This window comes from Streptomyces sp. NPDC005266 (assembly GCF_040607655.1).
In the GTDB taxonomy this organism is placed as follows: Bacteria; Actinomycetota; Actinomycetes; order Streptomycetales; family Streptomycetaceae; genus Streptomyces.
On record NZ_JBEXHC010000007.1, the window covers coordinates 266,074 to 282,911 of the forward strand.

At 71.3% G+C, this 16,838-nt stretch carries 14 protein-coding genes and 1 pseudogene; 6 read left to right on the forward strand and 9 right to left on the reverse strand.

The genetic code is table 11. From position 1 onward, the window contains the following. Positions 1–55: 55 nt before the first annotated feature. A pseudogene (locus ABZU99_RS16815) lies at positions 56–151 on the forward strand (RNA-guided endonuclease TnpB family protein); the annotation flags it as partial. A gap of 33 nt (positions 152–184) precedes the next feature. Here ABZU99_RS16815 and ABZU99_RS16820 read toward each other — a convergent pair. The 3 genes from ABZU99_RS16820 to ABZU99_RS16830 form a co-directional block, all read right to left on the reverse strand. Next, positions 185–1,921 (reverse strand): acyclic terpene utilization AtuA family protein, encoded by a 1,737-nt coding sequence (locus ABZU99_RS16820; protein ID WP_356045744.1) that lies wholly within the window; start codon positions 1,919–1,921, stop codon positions 185–187. Further along, positions 1,918–2,712, reverse strand: a complete 795-nt coding sequence (locus tag ABZU99_RS16825; RefSeq protein ID WP_355948765.1) for a TIGR03084 family metal-binding protein — start codon at positions 2,710–2,712, stop codon at positions 1,918–1,920. Before ABZU99_RS16825 ends, ABZU99_RS16820 begins: the two co-directional genes overlap by 4 nt. A gap of 137 nt (positions 2,713–2,849) precedes the next feature. Continuing rightward, complete coding sequence (locus ABZU99_RS16830) at positions 2,850–5,729, reverse strand: FAD-binding and (Fe-S)-binding domain-containing protein (RefSeq protein ID WP_356045742.1); 2,880 nt, start codon at positions 5,727–5,729, stop codon at positions 2,850–2,852. Between the two features lie 180 nt (positions 5,730–5,909). On the opposite strand from ABZU99_RS16830, the gene serC reads away from it, so the two are divergent. Next, on the forward strand, positions 5,910–7,028 hold the full coding sequence (gene serC / locus ABZU99_RS16835; protein WP_355948769.1) for a phosphoserine transaminase: 1,119 nt from the start codon (positions 5,910–5,912) through the stop codon (positions 7,026–7,028). Between the two features lie 73 nt (positions 7,029–7,101). On the opposite strand, the gene ABZU99_RS16840 is transcribed toward serC, so the two are convergent. Then, complete coding sequence (locus tag ABZU99_RS16840) at positions 7,102–8,109, reverse strand: hypothetical protein (RefSeq protein ID WP_356045740.1); 1,008 nt, start codon at positions 8,107–8,109, stop codon at positions 7,102–7,104. 584 nt (positions 8,110–8,693) lie between these two features. Here ABZU99_RS16840 and ABZU99_RS16845 point away from each other — a divergent pair. Together ABZU99_RS16845 and ABZU99_RS16850 are read left to right on the forward strand one after the other, a co-directional pair. Then, on the forward strand, positions 8,694–8,921 hold the full coding sequence (locus ABZU99_RS16845; protein ID WP_355948775.1) for a hypothetical protein: 228 nt from the start codon (positions 8,694–8,696) through the stop codon (positions 8,919–8,921). Between the two features lie 164 nt (positions 8,922–9,085). Beyond that, complete coding sequence (locus tag ABZU99_RS16850; protein ID WP_356045738.1) at positions 9,086–10,081, forward strand: aldo/keto reductase; 996 nt, start codon at positions 9,086–9,088, stop codon at positions 10,079–10,081. A gap of 139 nt (positions 10,082–10,220) precedes the next feature. Here the strand turns inward: ABZU99_RS16850 and thpR are convergent, their stop codons facing one another. The 4 genes from thpR to ABZU99_RS16870 form a co-directional block, all read right to left on the reverse strand. Beyond that, on the reverse strand, positions 10,221–10,784 hold the full coding sequence (gene thpR, locus ABZU99_RS16855; RefSeq protein ID WP_355948780.1) for an RNA 2',3'-cyclic phosphodiesterase: 564 nt from the start codon (positions 10,782–10,784) through the stop codon (positions 10,221–10,223). Positions 10,785–10,825: 41 nt separating this feature from the next. Next, a complete protein-coding gene (locus tag ABZU99_RS16860) occupies positions 10,826–12,193 on the reverse strand; it encodes an MFS transporter (protein ID WP_355948783.1) in 1,368 nt (455 codons plus the stop codon). Positions 12,194–12,223: 30 nt separating this feature from the next. Then, positions 12,224–12,685, reverse strand: coding sequence for a MarR family transcriptional regulator (locus ABZU99_RS16865; protein ID WP_355948785.1), 462 nt, complete (start codon positions 12,683–12,685; stop codon positions 12,224–12,226). A gap of 256 nt (positions 12,686–12,941) precedes the next feature. Then, on the reverse strand, positions 12,942–14,408 hold the full coding sequence (locus tag ABZU99_RS16870; RefSeq protein ID WP_355948787.1) for an NCS2 family permease: 1,467 nt from the start codon (positions 14,406–14,408) through the stop codon (positions 12,942–12,944). Positions 14,409–14,581: 173 nt separating this feature from the next. Between ABZU99_RS16870 and ABZU99_RS16875 the strand changes: the two genes are divergently transcribed. Beyond that, positions 14,582–14,845, forward strand: coding sequence for a DUF2530 domain-containing protein (locus tag ABZU99_RS16875; RefSeq protein ID WP_356045735.1), 264 nt, complete (start codon positions 14,582–14,584; stop codon positions 14,843–14,845). Positions 14,846–15,079: 234 nt separating this feature from the next. On the opposite strand, the gene ABZU99_RS16880 is transcribed toward ABZU99_RS16875, so the two are convergent. After that, positions 15,080–15,832, reverse strand: coding sequence for a calcium-binding protein (locus tag ABZU99_RS16880; RefSeq protein ID WP_356045733.1), 753 nt, complete (start codon positions 15,830–15,832; stop codon positions 15,080–15,082). A gap of 183 nt (positions 15,833–16,015) precedes the next feature. Between ABZU99_RS16880 and ABZU99_RS16885 the strand changes: the two genes are divergently transcribed. Further along, positions 16,016–16,834, forward strand: a complete 819-nt coding sequence (locus ABZU99_RS16885) for an SAM-dependent methyltransferase (RefSeq protein ID WP_356045731.1) — start codon at positions 16,016–16,018, stop codon at positions 16,832–16,834. The last annotated feature ends 4 nt before the right edge of the window (positions 16,835–16,838 follow it).

The following is a 16,838-nucleotide window of genomic DNA, read 5'->3' on the forward strand; positions in this document are numbered from 1 at the left end:
TGGACCTACCGTCTTCGCGTGTCCGCCGGCGCCCGCGCGGCGCTTGAGGCCGAGTAGGAACTCCGCCCACGTGATGCTCGTCCGGGCTGGTCTGAACCCGGCTGGTGTCGAGGGCGTACCTCCCGGGCCGCCGGTCCGGGAGGCGGCCTGAGCCAGGAATCTCCCGCCTTCAGGGGGCAAGCAGTCAAAGCAGTACCTCCGGTATGTCCAGATGGCGCGAGCGCAGCCATTCACCGACAGCCTTGGCCTGCGGATCGAAACGGGCCTGTGCGGCGACCCCCTCGCCGAGCAGCCCCTCCACGACGAAGTTCAGGGCGCGCAGGTTGGGGAGTGGGTGGCGGGTGACGGGGAGCCCGGCCGTCTCCGGGAGCAATTCCCGCAGCCGGTCGGTGGTGAGGGTGTGGGCCAGCCAGCGCCAGGCGTCCTCGGTACGGGCCCAGACGCCGATGTTGGCGCTGCCGCCCTTGTCGCCGCTGCGCGCCCCCGCGATCGCGCCGAGCGGTGCGCGCCGGGTCGGGCCCGGTGGCAGCGGTGGCGGCAGCGGCGGGTCGGCGACCGTCGCCAGGGGCTGGGTGTCGGGGGCCGGGGGGATGGCCACGCGTGAGCCGTCCGGCAGGACAGCGGTGTGCGGCACGGCGTCCGCCGGGGTGCCCACCGCCTCGAAGACGCCGTACGGCGCGCCCTTCCCGGGTGGGGCCGTCACATGAAAGCCGGGGTAGCTCGCGAGGGCCAGCTCGACCGCCGCGCCGCTGATCGCCCGCCCCACCGTGTCGGGGTCCCGGTCCCGCACGACGAGGCGCAGCAGAGCGCTGGCCTCCTCCTGCGCGGGCGCGTCCGTACGGTCGGTACGGGACAGGGTCCAGCGCACCTCGGCTGGGCGGCGGCGCCCCGCGAACGCCCCCTCCATCTGCTCCCGTACGAGCGCCGCCTTGGCCTCGATGTCCAGCCCCGTGAGCACGAACACGACCTCGTTGCGGTGGCCCCCGAGCCGGGTCAGCCCCGTCTTGAGCGTCGGCGGCGGCGCCTCGCCCCGTACGCCGGTGATCCGCACCCGGTCCCGGCCGTCCGGCGTCAACCGCGCCGAATCCAGCCGGGTGGTCACATCCGGGCCCGGGTAGCGGGCGCCCGCCGTCTCGTAGAGGAGCTGGGCGGTGACGGTCCCGACGGTGACGGCACCGCCCGTGTGCGGATGTTTGGTGATCACGCACGAGCCGTCGCCCTCGATCTCGGCCAGCGGGAAGCCGGGGCGGCGGGTGTCGTGCTCCGTGAAGAACGCGTAGTTGCCGCCCGTCGCCTGGGTACCGCACTCCAGGACGTGCCCGGCGACGACGGCTCCGGCGAGCGCGTCCCAGTCGTCCGCGGCCCATCCGAAGTGCGCGGCGGCGGGGCCGGTGACGAGCGCGGCGTCCGTCACCCGGCCCGTCACCACCACGTCCGCACCGACGCGCAGGCACTCCGCGATGCCGGCTCCGCCGAGGTAGGCGTTGGCGGTGAGCACGCCCGGCCCCCAGTCGCGGGCCGTGAGGAGGTCGTCGCCCTCGACATGGGCGACCCGAATGTCCAACCCCAGCTTGTCCGCCAGGGTGCGGATCGCGTCGGCCAGTCCCGCCGGGTTGAGCCCGCCCGCGTTGGTCACCAGCCGTACGCCGCGCTCGAGGGCCAGCCCCAGGGTCTGCTCCAACTGCCGCAGGAAGGTGGTCGCATAGCCGCGGGTGGGGTCCTTGGCGCGGTCCCGGCCGAGGATGAGCATGGTCAGTTCGGCGAGATAGTCGCCGGTCAGTACGTCCAGGGGACCGCCGGTGAGCATGTCGTGCGGAGCCTCGAGGCGGTCGCCGTAGAAGCCGGAGGCGTTACCGATGCGCAGGGGGCGGGACGTGGTTGACGGCCTGGCGGATGTCGGGTGGAGTGGCGAGTGGGTCACGCCGCACCCCCGGCAGGCGGGCGGCCCTTGCCCGGCGGGCCCGCGAACGCCTGCGCGATGTCCAGCCAGCGGTCCGCGTCCGGGCCTTCGGTCCGTACGGCGACATCGTCGCGGTGCGCCCGCTGCGTCACCAGCAGACAGAAGTCGAGCGCGGGTCCGGTCACGCGCTGGGCCGCGTCCTCGGGGCCGTACGTCCAGATCTCTCCGTCCGGCGCCGTGAGTTCGACCCGGAACTCGGCCGTCGGCGGCTCCAGCCCGCGCGCCACGTACGCGTAGCCGCGTGCCCGTACGCCGATCCGGGCCACGTGCCGCAGCCGGGCCGTGGGGGTACGGCGTACGCCCAGCGCGTCGGCCACGTCCTGGCCGTGCGCCCACGTCTCCATCAGCCGCCCCGTCGCCATCGACATCACACTCATCGGCGGCCCGTACCAGGGCAGTCGGGCACCGGGCGGCAGCGCGGCGAGGGTGCGCCGGAGCCGTTCCCGGCCCGCCCGCCAGCGGTCCAGCAGTACGTCGGGCGGGTCGGCCGCCCCGTCCTCCGCCCCCTCGTCCACGAACGCGTCCGGCGCGGCCCGCGCCTTGCGCACCTCCGCGGCGAACCCTCCGGGGTCCTCGGCCGCCTGGGCGGCTCGTGCGTCCGTCCAGGCCAGATGGGCGATCTGATGCGCGATGGTCCACCCGGGCGCGGGTGTCGCGGTGCCCCACTCCTGGGTGGTGAGCCCGGCCACCAGGCCGTCCAACTCGTCGCCCTCCGCCCGTAGATCGTCGAGCAGGGCTTCCGTATCGGACACGCGTCGCTCCCGTCCCGTCGTCGGGTCTTGGATGCGAGCGTGGCAGGGCGTCGAGAAACAATCAAGCGTGCTTGCATGATTCAGCGATGTGGCTCGCTTCGGGGGTGCGTGCGGGGCTGTTTGGTGCCCCGGTACCCCTACGGCAGATGGTCCGCCAGGACCTCCGCCAGGTGACGCGATCGGCGGTCTGCCAGTTGGGAGAGTTGGGTGCGGCAGGAGAAGCCGTCCGCGAGGACCTCGGCCGTGGCGTCCGCGTCGCGCACGGACGGCAGGAGCTGCTCCTCCGCGCAGGCCACCGAGACGCTGTAGTGCCCCGCCTCGAAGCCGAAGTTGCCCGCGAGGCCGCAGCAGCCGCCGGAGAGTTCGCCGGTGAGGCCCGCCCGTTCGCGCAGGCGGCGTTCGGCGGCGTCGCCGAGGACGGCGTGCTGGTGGCAGTGGGTCTGGCCGACGACCGGGCGGTCGATCCTGGGGGGCTCCCAGTCGGGGGCGTGGTCTTCGAGGGCCTGAGCGAAGGTGGTGACGGAGTCGGCGAGGCGGGCGGCTCGGGGGTCGGGGCCCAGGAGTTCGGGGAGGTCGGTACGGAGGGCGGCGGTGCAGCTGGGTTCGAGCCCGACCACGGGGAGGCCCGCGTCCAGGGCGGGGGCCATGACGTCCAGCGTGCGCCGCATGACCGCGCGGGCGCGGTCGAGCTGGCCGGTGGAGACCCAGGTCAGGCCGCAGCACACGGGCCCCGGCGGGACGACGACGCGGAGCCCGGCGGCCTCCAGCACCGCGACGGCGGACCGGCCGACGGAGGGAGAGAAGTGGTTGGTGAAGGTGTCGGGCCACAGGACGACGGTTCGGGCCGAACCCGCGGGCCGCGGCGCGCCCGGGCGAAGCGTGCGCGGGCGAAGCGTGCGCGCGTGCCGGCGCCACCAGCGGGTGAAGGGTTCCTTCGCCAGGTCGGGGATGTCGCGCTCGGGGGCGATGCCCCCGGCCCGCTTGGCGAGGGCGGCCAAGGGCCCCACGCCCGCCAGGGCGTTGAGCACGGGGGCCGCCCGCAGGGCGGCGCCGGCGCGGAGCCAGGCCGGCAGCCGGCCCATGGAGTAGTGGGCGGCGGGCCGTACCCGTCCCGCGTAGTGGTGGTGGAGGAACTCGGCCTTGTAGGTGGCCATGTCGACCCCGACCGGGCAGTCGCTGCGGCAGCCCTTGCAGGACAGGCAGAGGTCGAGCGCGTCATGGACCTCGGGGGAGCGCCAGCCGTCGTGGACGACCTCGCCCGCGAGCATCTCGTGCAGCAGCCGGGCGCGGCCGCGGGTGGAGTGCCGTTCCTCCCCCGTGACGCGGTAGGAGGGGCACATGACGCTCGCCCCGGAGACCGTTTCGTTCCGGCATTTGGCGACGCCCACGCACCGCCGCACGGCGGCCGAGAAGTCCCCGTTGTCGTGCGGATAGCCGAACTCGACGTCGACCGGGCGCCGGGGCAGTACGTCGAAGCGCAGGTCCTGGTCGAGCCGGCGGGGGCGGGCGAGGACGCCGGGGTTGAGGCCGCCCGCGGGGTCCCAGAGGTCCTTGAAGCGGGAGAAGAGGCCGACCATCTCGTCCCCGTACATGCGCGGCAGCAGCTCGGCGCGGGCCAGCCCGTCGCCGTGCTCGCCGGAGAGTGAGCCGCCATGGGTGACGACGAGATCGGCGAGGTCGGTGGAGAAGTCCCGGAAGACCCGGATCCCGGCCTCGGTGATCAGGTCGAAGTCGATACGGACGTGGATGCAGCCGTCGCCGAAGTGCCCGTAGGGCGTACCGCGCAGCCCGTGCTGGGCCATCAGGGCGCGGAAGTCCCGCAGATAGGCGCCGAGCCGGGCGGGCGGCACCGCGCAGTCCTCCCAGCCGGGCCATGCCTCGCTGCCGCCGCCCCTCCCCGGCTGCGTCTTCCGGGGAGGGCGCAGCCGGGTGGCGGTGCCGGAGGCGTCCTCGCGGACCCGCCACAGGAGGCGCTGCCCGGCCGGGTCGGCGACCACGGCGTCGTCGGTGGTGGCGTCGGCGGCGGCGCGGGCGATCTCCTCGGCGCGGGCGCGCGCCTCCTGGCGGGTGTCGCCGCCCATCTCGACGAAGAGCCAGGCCCCGCCCCGGGGCAGTCCGGACGCCCCGGTGACCAGGTCGGCGGCCATGCCCTCGACAGTGAGCGGACCGTAGGGGAGCAGGGTGTGGGCGGCCTCGGCCGCCGCGCTCTCGTCGGGGTAGCCGAGGACGGCGAGGGCGCGGGCGCGGGGTGCCTCGACCAGCCGTACGGTCGCCTCGGTCAGCACGCCGAGGGTGCCCTCGCTGCCGGTGAGGGCGCGGGCTACGTCGGCGTTCTTCTCGGGCAGCAGCTCGTCGAGGGCGTACCCGGAGATCCGCCGGGGCAGTTGGGGGAAGCCGGTGCGCAGCAGGGCCAGATGGCCGCCGGCCAGGGACCGTATGCCGGTGCGCAGCCGGGCGGGGAGGCCGTCGAGTCCCTGGGCGGCGCGGATGCGCTCGCCGCCGTAGGTGAGGACGTCCAGTTCGTGGACGTTGTCGGCGGTGGTCCCCCAGGCGACGGAGTGGGAGCCGCAGGAGTTGTTGCCGATCATGCCGCCGAGGGTGCAGCGGCTGTGGGTGGACGGGTCGGGGCCGAAGGTCAGCCCATGGGCGCCCGCCGCCGTACGGAGGTCGTCGAGGATCACGCCGGGCTGGACGACGGCGGTCCGGCGCTCGGGGTCCAGGGAGACGATGCGCCGCATATGGCGGGTGAAGTCGAGGACGACCCCGAGCCCGGTGGCCTGTCCGGCGATCGAGGTGCCGGCGCCGCGCGCCACCACCGGCACCCCGCGCTCGCGGCAGACGGCGAGCGCCGCCGCCACATCGGCCGTGTCGCGGGGGGCGACGACCCCGGCGGGGACCCGCCGGTAATTGGACGCGTCCATGGTCATCAGTGCCCGGCTCGTCGTATCGAAGGAGACGTCCCCGCGGACGGCACGGCGGAGCGCCTCTTCCAGTTCGCCTGCCTCGTGATCAGCCATGCCCTCCATGGTCCATCGCGAGGGCGCCGATGAGAATGTCCAATTCCGATTCATGGCCGCCGTGTTCCCCGATGGCGCCTGGAACGGGCCGACCGGCGGCGTCAACAGGATGTGGAGGACGCGTCTCAGCGGCTGGACGCCGGGCCGGGCCGTGGGTGCCGACGGATTAGGCTGTGCTGCGTGGCTGAGATCCGGATTCCCGATGACATCAAGCCCGCCGACGGTCGCTTCGGCTCGGGCCCTTCCAAGGTGCGCACCGAGGCGCTCAGCGCCCTGGCCGCCACCGGCAGCTCCCTGCTGGGCACGTCCCACCGCCAGGCCCCGGTGAAGAACCTGGTCGGCAAGGTCCGCGACGGCGTGCGTGAGCTCTTCCAGCTCCCCGAGGGCTACGAGGTCATCCTCGGCAACGGCGGCTCCACCGCCTTCTGGGACGTGGCGACGCACGGCCTGATCGACTCCAAGTCGCAGCACCTGTCCTTCGGCGAGTTCTCCTCGAAGTTCGCGAAGGCGGCGAAGCTCGCGCCGTGGCTGGAGGAGCCTTCGGTGATCTCCTCCGACCCGGGTACGCATCCGGAGCCGGCGGCCGAGAGCGGCGTGGACGTCTACGCCTTCACGCACAACGAGACCTCGACCGGTGTCGCCATGCCGATCCGGCGGGTGGCCGGCGCCGACGAGGGGTCGCTGGTGCTCGTCGACGCGACCTCCGGTGCGGGCGGTCTGCCCGTCGACATCGCCGAGACGGACGTCTACTACTTCGCGCCGCAGAAGTCCTTCGCGGCGGACGGCGGTCTGTGGATCGGCATCTTCTCGCCCGCCGCGCTGGAGCGCGCCGCCCGGATCCACGCGTCCGGCCGCCATGTGCCGGAGTTCTTCTCGCTGCCGACCGCGATCGACAACTCGCTGAAGAACCAGACGTACAACACCCCGGCGCTCGCGACGCTGTTCCTGCTCAACGACCAGCTGGAGTGGATCAACGGCCAGGGCGGTCTGGACTGGGCCGCGCGACGCACCGCGACCTCCTCGCGCACTCTGTACGGCTGGGCCGAGGAGTCCAAGTTCGCCACTCCGTTCGTGACCGACCCCGCCAAGCGGTCGCAGGTCGTCGGGACGATCGACTTCAACGAGGAGGTCGACGCCGCCGCCGTCGCCAAGGCGCTGCGCGCCAACGGCATCGTGGACACCGAGCCGTACCGCAAGCTGGGCCGCAATCAGCTGCGCGTGGCGATGTTCCCGGCCGTCGACCCGGCCGACGTCCAGGCGCTGACCGCCTGCGTGGACTACGTCATCGAGCAGCTCTGACGGCTCCCGCCCGTTAACGACGTGAGGGGTCCGTGGCCGATCCGGCCGCGGGCCCCTCACGCGTGTCGGCGGCTCATGCGTCGCGGCGGCGGACCAGCCTGCGCAGGCCGAGGAAGAGGACGGTGGCGGCTCCGAAGGTCAGGACGCCCTTGAGCAGCGTGCCGTTCTTCTCCTGCGCGGAGCGCTCGTCGTCGCGGTCCCCCGGGCCCCCGCCGTGTTTCGCCTGCTCCTTCGCGGTCGCGTCCGGCAGCAGCTCGCCGCCGAGGTCGACCGCGCTCACCTTGGACAGCGCGCCCTCCGTGCCGTACATGAGGGTTCCGCCGTCGGGGGTGAAGGTGACCGCCTCACCCTGGCGCTGGAGCGGCACCCCCGGCTCCTCCTTGAGGAGCTCCGGCTTTCCGCCCCGCCAGCGGTATTCGGCGGCCGTGAAATAGCCGCGCAGCACCAGTCTGCTGCCGTCCGGGGAGAACGCCCCGTCCGTGACCTCCATGTCGATGCCGGAGACCCGGCGGAAGACATTCACCCCGGTGGGGGACAGCGTGGCCGGTCCGGCGTACAGCCCGCCGTTCTCGTCGCTCTTGCTGGCGATATAGACGCGGCCGGTCTTCGGGTGGACCATCAGCGCCTCGGCGTTGCGCGGCCCGCCCTGGTACTGGACGGTGAACTGGGTGGCGGTGACCGTGGTGTCCCGCAGCCGCTTCGGCTCGGGAAAGCGGTAGATCCACACATGGGGCCACTGGCCGCCCAGGTTGTCGCCGATGTCGCCGACGTAGACATTGCCGTCCGGCCCCACCGAGATCGCCTCCACGTCGCGCGGGCTGCCGATGCCGCGCAGGGCGATCCGGGCGACCGTCTTCCCGGTCCTGCCGTCGACGGCGTAGACATACGGGCCGTCCGAGCTGTCGTTGTGCGTCCAGTAGACGCCGGGGTGGACGCGGCTCGCGGCGAGGCCGCTGGACTCGGTGATCCGGGGATCCTCGATGGTGAAGGAGGACGGCGACGAGTCGTCGGCGGCGGCGGGAGCCGCTGCGGGCAGGGCCAGCAGCACGGCGGCACCGAGGACGAACGGAAGCGGACGCATGGGCCAAGCCTGCCATCCCGCCGGAGCCGCCACGGACCGGAGCCGCGCCCGAGGCCGCGCCGGCGTCCCGGCCGCATGACACCACCAATTACCAGCAGATAACGTCTGTCAATTATTTGCGAGGGCGGCGGCGCCGAAATAACCCCGGGATTACCTGAGCTCATCCCGGGATTATTTCGGCGGGAAATTTATCGGCCATTAGCGGCATAGCGGGCGGCGGCATTGCAGTCCAGAAAGGCCCCGCTTACGGTCCTGCCCATGAGCCAATTCAGTCAATCCTCTTATGCGCAAACCGCGCCGCCCGGGCATTCCGCCGGCGCACCGGGCGGCGACGCGGCGCCGGCCGCGCCGTCCAAGCGGATCGCGATCCTCGCCATCGCCGGCTCGGTCTATCGCGCTGGTCGGCTCCCTGGTGAACTGGGTGGTCTCCGACGCCGAGGGCGCCACTGGGGGGCATCAAGGGCACCGACGGGGACGGCGTCATCACGCTGATCATCGCCCTGGTCGCGGCGGCCCTGTTCATCACGGCCACGGTCACCAGGAAGGCGGCGCTCCACCTGGTCGGCGCGGCCCTGGGGCTGGCCATGGCGATTGTCGCCGCCCTCAACATGGCGGACCCCAAGCGGCTGCTCGTCCAGAAGCTGACGGATGACGAAGGAGTGCCCGAAAAGGTCGCGGAGAAGGCGGCGGATCAGGCCGCCAAGCTGTACGACATGACCGCGGGCCCGGGGCTCTACATGGTCCTGGCCGGCGCGCTGCCGGCCCTGGCTCTCGGAGTTCTCGGCTTTATGAAGAACCGCGCCGCCCGGTAATTCCGCGGCCGCACAAAATTCGGGGGTATTCACCGGCCCGCATTTCGACCGCACGGGGGGTCGAAACGGGGTCCCGTGGGTTTTCGGCGAGCATTTTGGTACTTCTGTGCGCATCGGGGCCCAGCCGCTTGATTAGAGCGCACTCCAAGGGCTTGGCTGATCCCATGGAGTACACGCAGCTCGGACGCACAGGTCTCAAGGTCAGCCGACTGGTCCTCGGCACCATGAACTTCGGCCCGCAGACCGATGAGGCCGACAGCCACTCGATCATGGACGCCGCGCTCGGCGCGGGCATCAACCTCTTCGACACCGCCAATGTGTACGGCTGGGGCGAGAACAAGGGCCGTACCGAGGAGATCATCGGGACCTGGTTCGCCCAGGGCGGCGGACGGCGCGAGAAGACCGTCCTGGCGACCAAGGTGTACGGGAACATGGGCACCGACGGTGAGCCCTGGCCCAACGCCGACAAGCTCTCGGCCCTCAACATCCGCCGGGCCGTGGACGCCAGCCTCAAGCGGCTCGGCACCGACTACATCGATCTGTACCAGTTCCACCACGTGGACCGCTCGACCCCATGGGACGAGATCTGGCAGGCCATGGACGTCCTCGTCCAGCAGGGCAAGATCCTCTACGTCGGCTCCTCCAACCACGCGGGCTGGCATATCGCCAAGGCCAATGAGACCGCCCACCGCCGCGGCTCCTACGGGCTGGTCAGCGAGCAGTGCCTGTACAACCTGGCCGAGCGCCGCGCCGAGATGGAGGTCATCCCCGCGGCCCAGGCCTACGGCCTCGGCGTCATCCCCTGGTCGCCGCTGCACGGCGGGCTGCTCGGCGGCGCGATCCGCAAGGAGCAGGAGGGCGGCGCGGGCCGCACCGCCTCCGGGCGCAGCGCCGACGCGCTGAAGAACACCGCCGTGCGCGAGCAGATCCAGGCCTATGAGGACCTGCTGGACAAGCACGGCCTGGAGCCCGGCGAGGTGGCCCTGGCGTGGCTGCTGACCAGGCCCGGGGTGACCGGCCCGATCGTCGGCCCGCGCACGGCCGGGCAGCTGGAGTCGGCGGTGCGCGCGTCCGAGCTCACGCTGAGCGAGGAGCTGCTGGCCTCGCTGGACGAGATCTTCCCGGGCCCGGGCCCGTCCCCCGAGGCGTTCGCCTGGTAGGCACGGCCCGGCCGCGGCCGGCGGGGCTCACCCGCGGACCGCGGCCGCCACGGCGACGACGACGAGGATCAGCACCAGCGCGCCGCTCATGATCATGTTTCTGGTCTTCGGGTCCACACCCCGAGATTAGCCGGGCGGCTCAGCGGCCCAGCGGCCAGTCCGCCATCACCTCGTACCGCGGCTGCCGCCCGGCGACGCCCGGCGTCGGGGGATGGCTGCGGACCAGGCTGAGCTCGCGCACCGTCCATGTCCGCCCCTCGAAGCCGGTGAGCCCCTCCACATAGGGCGCGAGGCTGACGCTGGACCGGTTGCGCGCGATGGTCAGATGCGGGTGATACGGGCGGTGCTGGTCCATCGGGACCCCGGCCCGGCGGGCCCCGGCCTCGGCGGAGTCGGCCAGCCGGCCCAGCGCCGCGCTGTCCCCGTCCACCCCGACCCACACCACCCGGTCGGAGAACCGGCCGCCGCCCGCGAAGCGCAGCTCATGGGGGCCATGCCGATGGGCCGCGCGGGCCAGCCGGGTGTGCAGCTCGGGCAGCAGTTCCTCGGCCACCTCGCCGTAGAAGGCGAGGGTGAAGTGCCAGCCCGCGCGCTCGGTCCAGCGCAGCGCGTCCGAACCCGGCAGCGCGCGCAGCGCCTCGACCCGGGCGGCCAGCTCGTCCATGGCCGCGTCGGGCGGCAGCACAGCGGCGAAGAGTCTCATCGGAACAGTCTTACCCGTACGGAGGCCGCGCGGGCCGCGCGTCACACCGCCGTGGCCAGCTGCTCCTCCCGTACGCGCGGGACGAAGACCACATGGGGGCGTCCGGGCCGCAGATCCAGCTTCAGCCGCAGCCCGCCGACCCGGACCAGGATCAGACCGACCGCGGCCGCTGCCGCCGACGAGACCAGACCGCCCGCGGCGAGGCCGACCCGCGCCCCGTAGGCGTCGGTCAGCCAGCCCACCAGCGGACCGCCGATCGGTGTACCGCCGACGAAGACCATCATGAACAGGCTCATCACCCGGCCCCGCATCGCGGGATCGGTCGCGAGCTGCACGCTGGAGTTGGCGGTCACGTTGAAGGTCAGGCTGAAGACGCCGATCGGCACCATGAGCGCCGCGAAGAGCCAGAAGACCGGGGTCACCGCCGCGGCCATCTCCAGCAGGCCGAACATCAGCGCCGCCATCACCAGCAGCCGCCGCCGCGCGACCACCCGCCGGGCGGCGAGCAGCGCACCGGTCACCGATCCGGCCGCGATCAGAGTGTTGAGCAGCCCGTAGGTGCCGGGACCGGAGTGGAAGACGTCGTCCGCGAAGGCGCTCAGCCAGATCGGGAAGTTGAAGCCGAAGGTCCCGATGAAGCCGACGAGCACGATCGGCCAGAACAGATCGGGGTTTTCGGCGACATAGCGCAGCCCCTCGCGCAGCTGTCCCTTGCCGCGCGGGGCGCGCTCGGCCTTGTGCAGCTCGCTGGTGCGCATCATCAGCAGGCCGATGAGCGGGGCGCCGAAGGAGAGACCGTTGATCAGGAAGGCCCAGCCGCTGCCGACGGCGGTGATCAGCACACCGGCGACCGCCGGGCCGATCAGCCGGGCGGACTGGAAGTTCGCGGAGTTGAGGCTGACCGCGTTCCGCAGGTCCTTGGGGCCGACCATCTCGTTGACGAAGACCTGGCGGGTGGGGTTGTCGACGACGGTGACCATGCCGAGCAGGAAGGCGATCAGGTAGACATGCCAGACCTGGACATGCCCGCTGAGGGTGAGGGCGGCGAGCGCGAGCCCGCACAGCCCGAGTGCCGTCTGGGTGACCAGCAGCAGCCGCCGCCGCGGATACCGGTCGGCGATGACGCCGCCGTACAGACCGAAGAGGAGCATGGGGAGGAACTGCAGCGCGGTGGTGATGCCGACCGCGGTGGAGGAACCGGTGAGGCTGAGGACCAGCCAGTCCTGGGCGATGCGCGACATCCAGGTGCCGGTGTTGGAGATCATGGCGCCGGTCGCGAAGAGCCGGTAGTTGCGGATCTTCAGGGAACGGAAGGTCCCACTCCGGGTGCGCTCGGGCTTCGGCGCGGGTACGGAGTCGGCGTGGGGGTTCGGTGCGGGTGCGGAATCTGCTCCGGGTCCCGTACTCAAATGCGTTCGCCTCCTGGCTGCTCGATGGTTCTACAAGTGCGCGAGCTTCTCCAGTACGGGCGCGGCGGCGCGCAGCGCGTCCCGCTCGTCCTCGGTCAGCTCCCCGACCAGCTCCGCCAGCCAGGCATTGCGCTTGCGTCGGCTCTGTTCGAGCATGGCCTCCGCCCGCTCGGTCGGCGAGACGACCTTCTGCCGCCGGTCCTCCTGGTGCGGCTCCAGCTTGACCAGTCCCTTGGCCTCCAGCAGGGCCACGATGCGGGTCATCGACGGCGGCTGCACATGCTCCTTGCGGGCCAGCTCACCGGGGGTCGCGGAGCCGCACTGGGCCAGCGTGCCCAGCACCGACATCTCGGTCGGGCTGAGCGACTCGTCGACCCGCTGGTGCTTGAGCCTCCGCGACAGGCGCATCACGGCGCCCCGCAGGGCGTTCACGACGTCCGCGTCGTCGCGGGGTGCCTCGCCCGAGGGCTGGGGGCGGGACTGATCCGGCATGGTCTTTAGCATAACTCATTACCTCGCCTAATGAAACCCCTGTTGCGGCCATGTTTCCCATTTAACCCAAACGAGTGAGCCAACTCCGGAAAGTGACGCTCCGTGGCCGCCGACGCGCCCCGGCCCATGCCGCGAAACGGGGAATGAGCGTCCCGGACGATGTCGTCCGGGACGCTCACTCACAAGGCTTCGCCCAGCGCCTCAGCATAGAGCCGGGGCCGGAGCCGCCGGGCCGGGGCCCGGGTCAGGGCCGGCGTCAGCCGACTCCGAGCGCCTGCTCGATCGGGTTGAGCAGGAAGTAGACCAGGAAGCACAGGCCCACGACGGCCAGCAGCCACGGGATCTCCCGGGTCCGCCGGGTGGCGACCCGCAGCAGCAGGAACGCCAGCACACCGAGCCCGATCCCGTTGGTGATGCTGTAGGTGAACGGCATCGAGATCATGGTCAGGAAGGCCGGGATCGCGATCGTGAAGTCGCTCCAGTCGATCTCCTTCACGTTCGCCGCCATGATCAGGAAGCCGACGACGACCAGCGCGGGGGTCGCGGCCTGCGACGGGACCACCTCGGCCAGCGGGGTGAAGACCAGCGCGAGCAGGAACAGACCGCCGGTGACGATGTTGGCGAGACCGGTACGCGCCCCCTCGCCGACGCCCGCCGTGGACTCCACGAAGCAGGTGTTGGCGGAGGCCGAGCCGAAGCCACCACCCGCGACCGCGACACCGTCCACCATCAGGATCCGGCCCATGCCCGGCAGCTGACCGCGCTCATCGGTCAGCCCGGCCTCCTCGCCGACGCCGATGATGGTGCCCATCGCGTCGAAGAAGCCGGACAGCAGCACGGTGAAGACGAACAGGCACCCGGTGAGCAGGCCGACCTCATGGAAGCCGCCGAACAGACTGATCTGGCCGATGAGGCCGAAGTCCGGGGTGTCCACGATCTTGTCGGGCACGGTGGGGACGGTCAGGCCCCAGCCGGCGTCCGGGATGTTGCCGATGGCGTTGATCACGACCGCGGCCACGGTCATGGTCACGATGCCGATGAGGATCGCGCCGCGCGTCTTGCGGACGATCAGGATGAAGGTGAGCGCGAGGCCGACCACGAAGACCAGCACCGGCCAGCCCTGGAGCCGTCCGGCGACGCCGAGGCCCAGCGGCACGGTGGTGTGCGCGGCGTCCGGGTTACGGGTGACGAAGCCGGAGTCGACCAGACCGATCAGGGCGATGAACAACCCGATACCGATCGCGATCGCACGCCGCAACCCGCCCGGGATCGCGTCCATCACCCGCTGCCGCAGGCCGGAGGCGACCAGGATCATCAGCACCAGACCGGCCAGGGCCACCATGCCCATCGCGTCCGGCCAGCTCATCTTGGGCGCGAGCTGGAGCGAGACCACGGCGTTGATGCCCAGGCCGGCCGCGAGCGCGATGGGGACATTGCCGATGACCCCCATGAGCAGGGTGGTCAGGCCCGCCACCAGGGCGGTCGCGGTGACGAGCTGGCCGTTGTCGAGCTGATGGCCGAACTTGTCCGTACCGGCCCCGAGGATGATCGGATTCAGCACGACGATGTAGGCCATCGCAAAGAACGTGGCCAGTCCGCCGCGGATCTCCCGGGATACCGAGGAGCCGCGCTCGCTGATCTTGAAGAACTTGTCGAGGCCGTTCTTGGGCGGCATAGGGGCCTGCTGCTTGGCGTCGACCGGCCCGGTGGCCGAGAGGGGCATGGAGGGACCTCAGTCATGCGTGAGCGGTTGGCTGGGGTCCTCGCGGATGACTCTTTTGGATGATCGAACGAGACATTCAACTCAGACCCGGACTGTTTCAGTATGAATCTATAAGCGCCGGATCGCCAAACCCACTCCCCAAGCCGCCCCGGACACCCCCGTAAGCTGTGCCCATGACGAAGTGGACCCCCAAGCACGAGGCGCCGGCGCCCTTGGAGGGCGATGTCGTCGCCACCATCACCGGCGGCACGATCGCGTGGTTCGTCCTCTTCCTCGTTCAGCTCCCCTTCTACGGCTGGTTCCGGGACCACGGCCATCTGTGGTGGCTGGGCACCTGCCTGGCCGGCGCCGGACTCGGACTGATCGGCATCTGGTACGTACGGACCCGGGAGGCGGCGATCCGTCGCACGCAGGATGGCTCATCGCCGGGGGCATGACAACCCTCTGACGCCGGGAGCGTGGCTGGACGCCGGGAGCCTGGCTGGACACCGCCGCGAGCCTGGCTGGACGCCGCGAGCCTGGCTTGACGCCCGGAGCCTGGCGCCGGATCGCGCCCGGAGCCTGGCGCCGGATCGCCGGTGACGGCGACGATCCGGCGGCCTGACCGCCCGGGTGGCGGGTGCGCTCCCCTCCTGCCACGCACCCGCACACCTGTCTGTGGCCGCCGGCCGCTAGCGCACGTCCACGTAGTCGCCGGACGCCTTGACCGGCGGGGTGGTGCTCGTGCCCGCGAAATTCCAGCGGAACCAGCCGTCCTGGGTGGCGGTGACGGTCGTCTTGAGCGCGCCGCCGCTGCCGGACTTCACCGTCTTGACAGCGGTGTAGGTATCGCTGCTCTTCTTCCGGAACTCAAGCTTCACGGGCTGGACGGTGTAGCCCGCGTAGCTGCCGGTCTCCCAGTTGGCACGGGTCAGGGCGCCGGTGACGGTGACGGTCTTGCCCTTCGTGACCGGCTCGGGCGAGGCGTTGACGGTCAGCTTGGAGTACCGCTGCATCGCGAAGGACCCGGCCTTGTCCGCGTTGACGTAGTCGTCGTCGTTGGCGTCGATCCACGCGTTGACGTACCACGTGCCCGCGGGGCTGTTGTCGATGAAGTCGACCCGCGGATCCACGGTGAAGGTGCCGGTGCAGGTGGAGGTGGTGGCATCCGCGCTCGACTCGACGCACTTCACCGCGCCGGTCGGCTGCAGATAGCCGTACGACGGTCCCTCGAGATACATATCGGCGCCCTTGATGCCGGAGTCGTCCGACGCGGTGACCGAGACCTGGAAGGTCTTGGCCTGCGTGGTGCCGACCGCGACGTTCCCCACGGCCACCTTGGTGATCACTGTGTCCCCCCAGCCGTCCGCCTGCGCCGCGGGCGCGGCGAGACCGCCGAGGACGGCGGCGGTGGCGACGGCGAGCACGGCACGGCCCGTGCTCATGCGCTTGCGCATGTATCCCCCACACATCATGAGGGCTCCGCCGCTAGGACGCGGACGGAGCCGGAACTGGCACAACTGTACGATCTTCACGAGCCGTTCACAATGTTTCGGATGCCCCACAGTGCGAACCGAGTTGGGAAACTGACGGCTTATGACCTCCAACTCACCAGTAATGTGGGGGATATGACCGGTCACCGCTTTCGCGCCGACGAGATCGACACCAGCAGGCCGCACTCGGCCCGTATGTACGACTACTTCCTGGGTGGTAAGACGCATTACGCGGTCGACACCCAGGCCGCCGAGCAGGTCGAGGCGGTCTGGCCCGACGTCAAGCCGTGGACCCGCGCCAACCGGTCATTCATGCACCGGGCCACCCGCTGGCTCGCGAAGGAGTCGGGCATCCGGCAGTTCCTGGACATCGGCACCGGCATCCCGACCGAGCCCAATCTGCACCAGGTCGCCCAGGAGGTCGCCCCGGACGCCCGGGTCGTCTACGCCGACAACGACCCCATAGTGCTGGCCTACGCCCAGGCCCTGCTGCTCTCCACTCCCGAGGGCCGCACGGCCTATCTGCACGCCGACATCACCGAGCCCGAGACGATCATGGCCGCCGAGGAGCTCCACGAGACCCTCGACATGTCCCAGCCGATCGCGCTGTCGCTCAATGCGGTCATGCACTTCATCGCCAATGAGCAGAAGCCGTTCGACATCGTGCGCAGGCTGGTCGAGCCGCTCGCCTCGGGCAGCTATCTCGTGCTCTCGCACGGCTCGATCGACGCCCGCCCCGGGGTCTCGGACGCGGTCACCAATCTCTACCGCAGCAGCGGCATCCATGTGCAGGGGCGCACCCGCGAGGAGATCCTTCCGTTCTTCGGCGGACTGGAGCTGGTCGACCCGGGCGTGGTGATGCCGCACCGCTGGAAGCCGGAGAGTGAGCAGGCCAGGGCCGAGGCGGAGGCCCTGGACCTATGGATCTTCGCGGGCGTCGCCCGCAAGCCATAACCCT

Excerpts from the sequence above, each read along its gene's own strand:
- ABZU99_RS16830 (WP_356045742.1), bottom strand. The coding sequence starts at position 5,729 with ATGGCTGATCACGAGGCAGGCGAACTGGAAGAGGCGCTCCGCCGTGCC.
- ABZU99_RS16840 (WP_356045740.1), bottom strand. The coding sequence starts at position 8,109 with ATGCGTCCGCTTCCGTTCGTCCTCGGTGCCGCCGTGCTGCTGGCCCTG.
- ABZU99_RS16845 (WP_355948775.1), top strand. The coding sequence starts at position 8,694 with ATGGCGATTGTCGCCGCCCTCAACATGGCGGACCCCAAGCGGCTGCTC.
- ABZU99_RS16850 (WP_356045738.1), top strand. The coding sequence starts at position 9,086 with ATGGAGTACACGCAGCTCGGACGCACAGGTCTCAAGGTCAGCCGACTG.
- thpR (WP_355948780.1), bottom strand. The coding sequence starts at position 10,784 with ATGAGACTCTTCGCCGCTGTGCTGCCGCCCGACGCGGCCATGGACGAG.
- ABZU99_RS16865 (WP_355948785.1), bottom strand. The coding sequence starts at position 12,685 with ATGCCGGATCAGTCCCGCCCCCAGCCCTCGGGCGAGGCACCCCGCGAC.
- ABZU99_RS16870 (WP_355948787.1), bottom strand. The coding sequence starts at position 14,408 with ATGCCCCTCTCGGCCACCGGGCCGGTCGACGCCAAGCAGCAGGCCCCT.
- ABZU99_RS16875 (WP_356045735.1), top strand. The coding sequence starts at position 14,582 with ATGACGAAGTGGACCCCCAAGCACGAGGCGCCGGCGCCCTTGGAGGGC.
- ABZU99_RS16880 (WP_356045733.1), bottom strand. The coding sequence starts at position 15,832 with ATGAGCACGGGCCGTGCCGTGCTCGCCGTCGCCACCGCCGCCGTCCTC.
- ABZU99_RS16885 (WP_356045731.1), top strand. The coding sequence starts at position 16,016 with ATGACCGGTCACCGCTTTCGCGCCGACGAGATCGACACCAGCAGGCCG.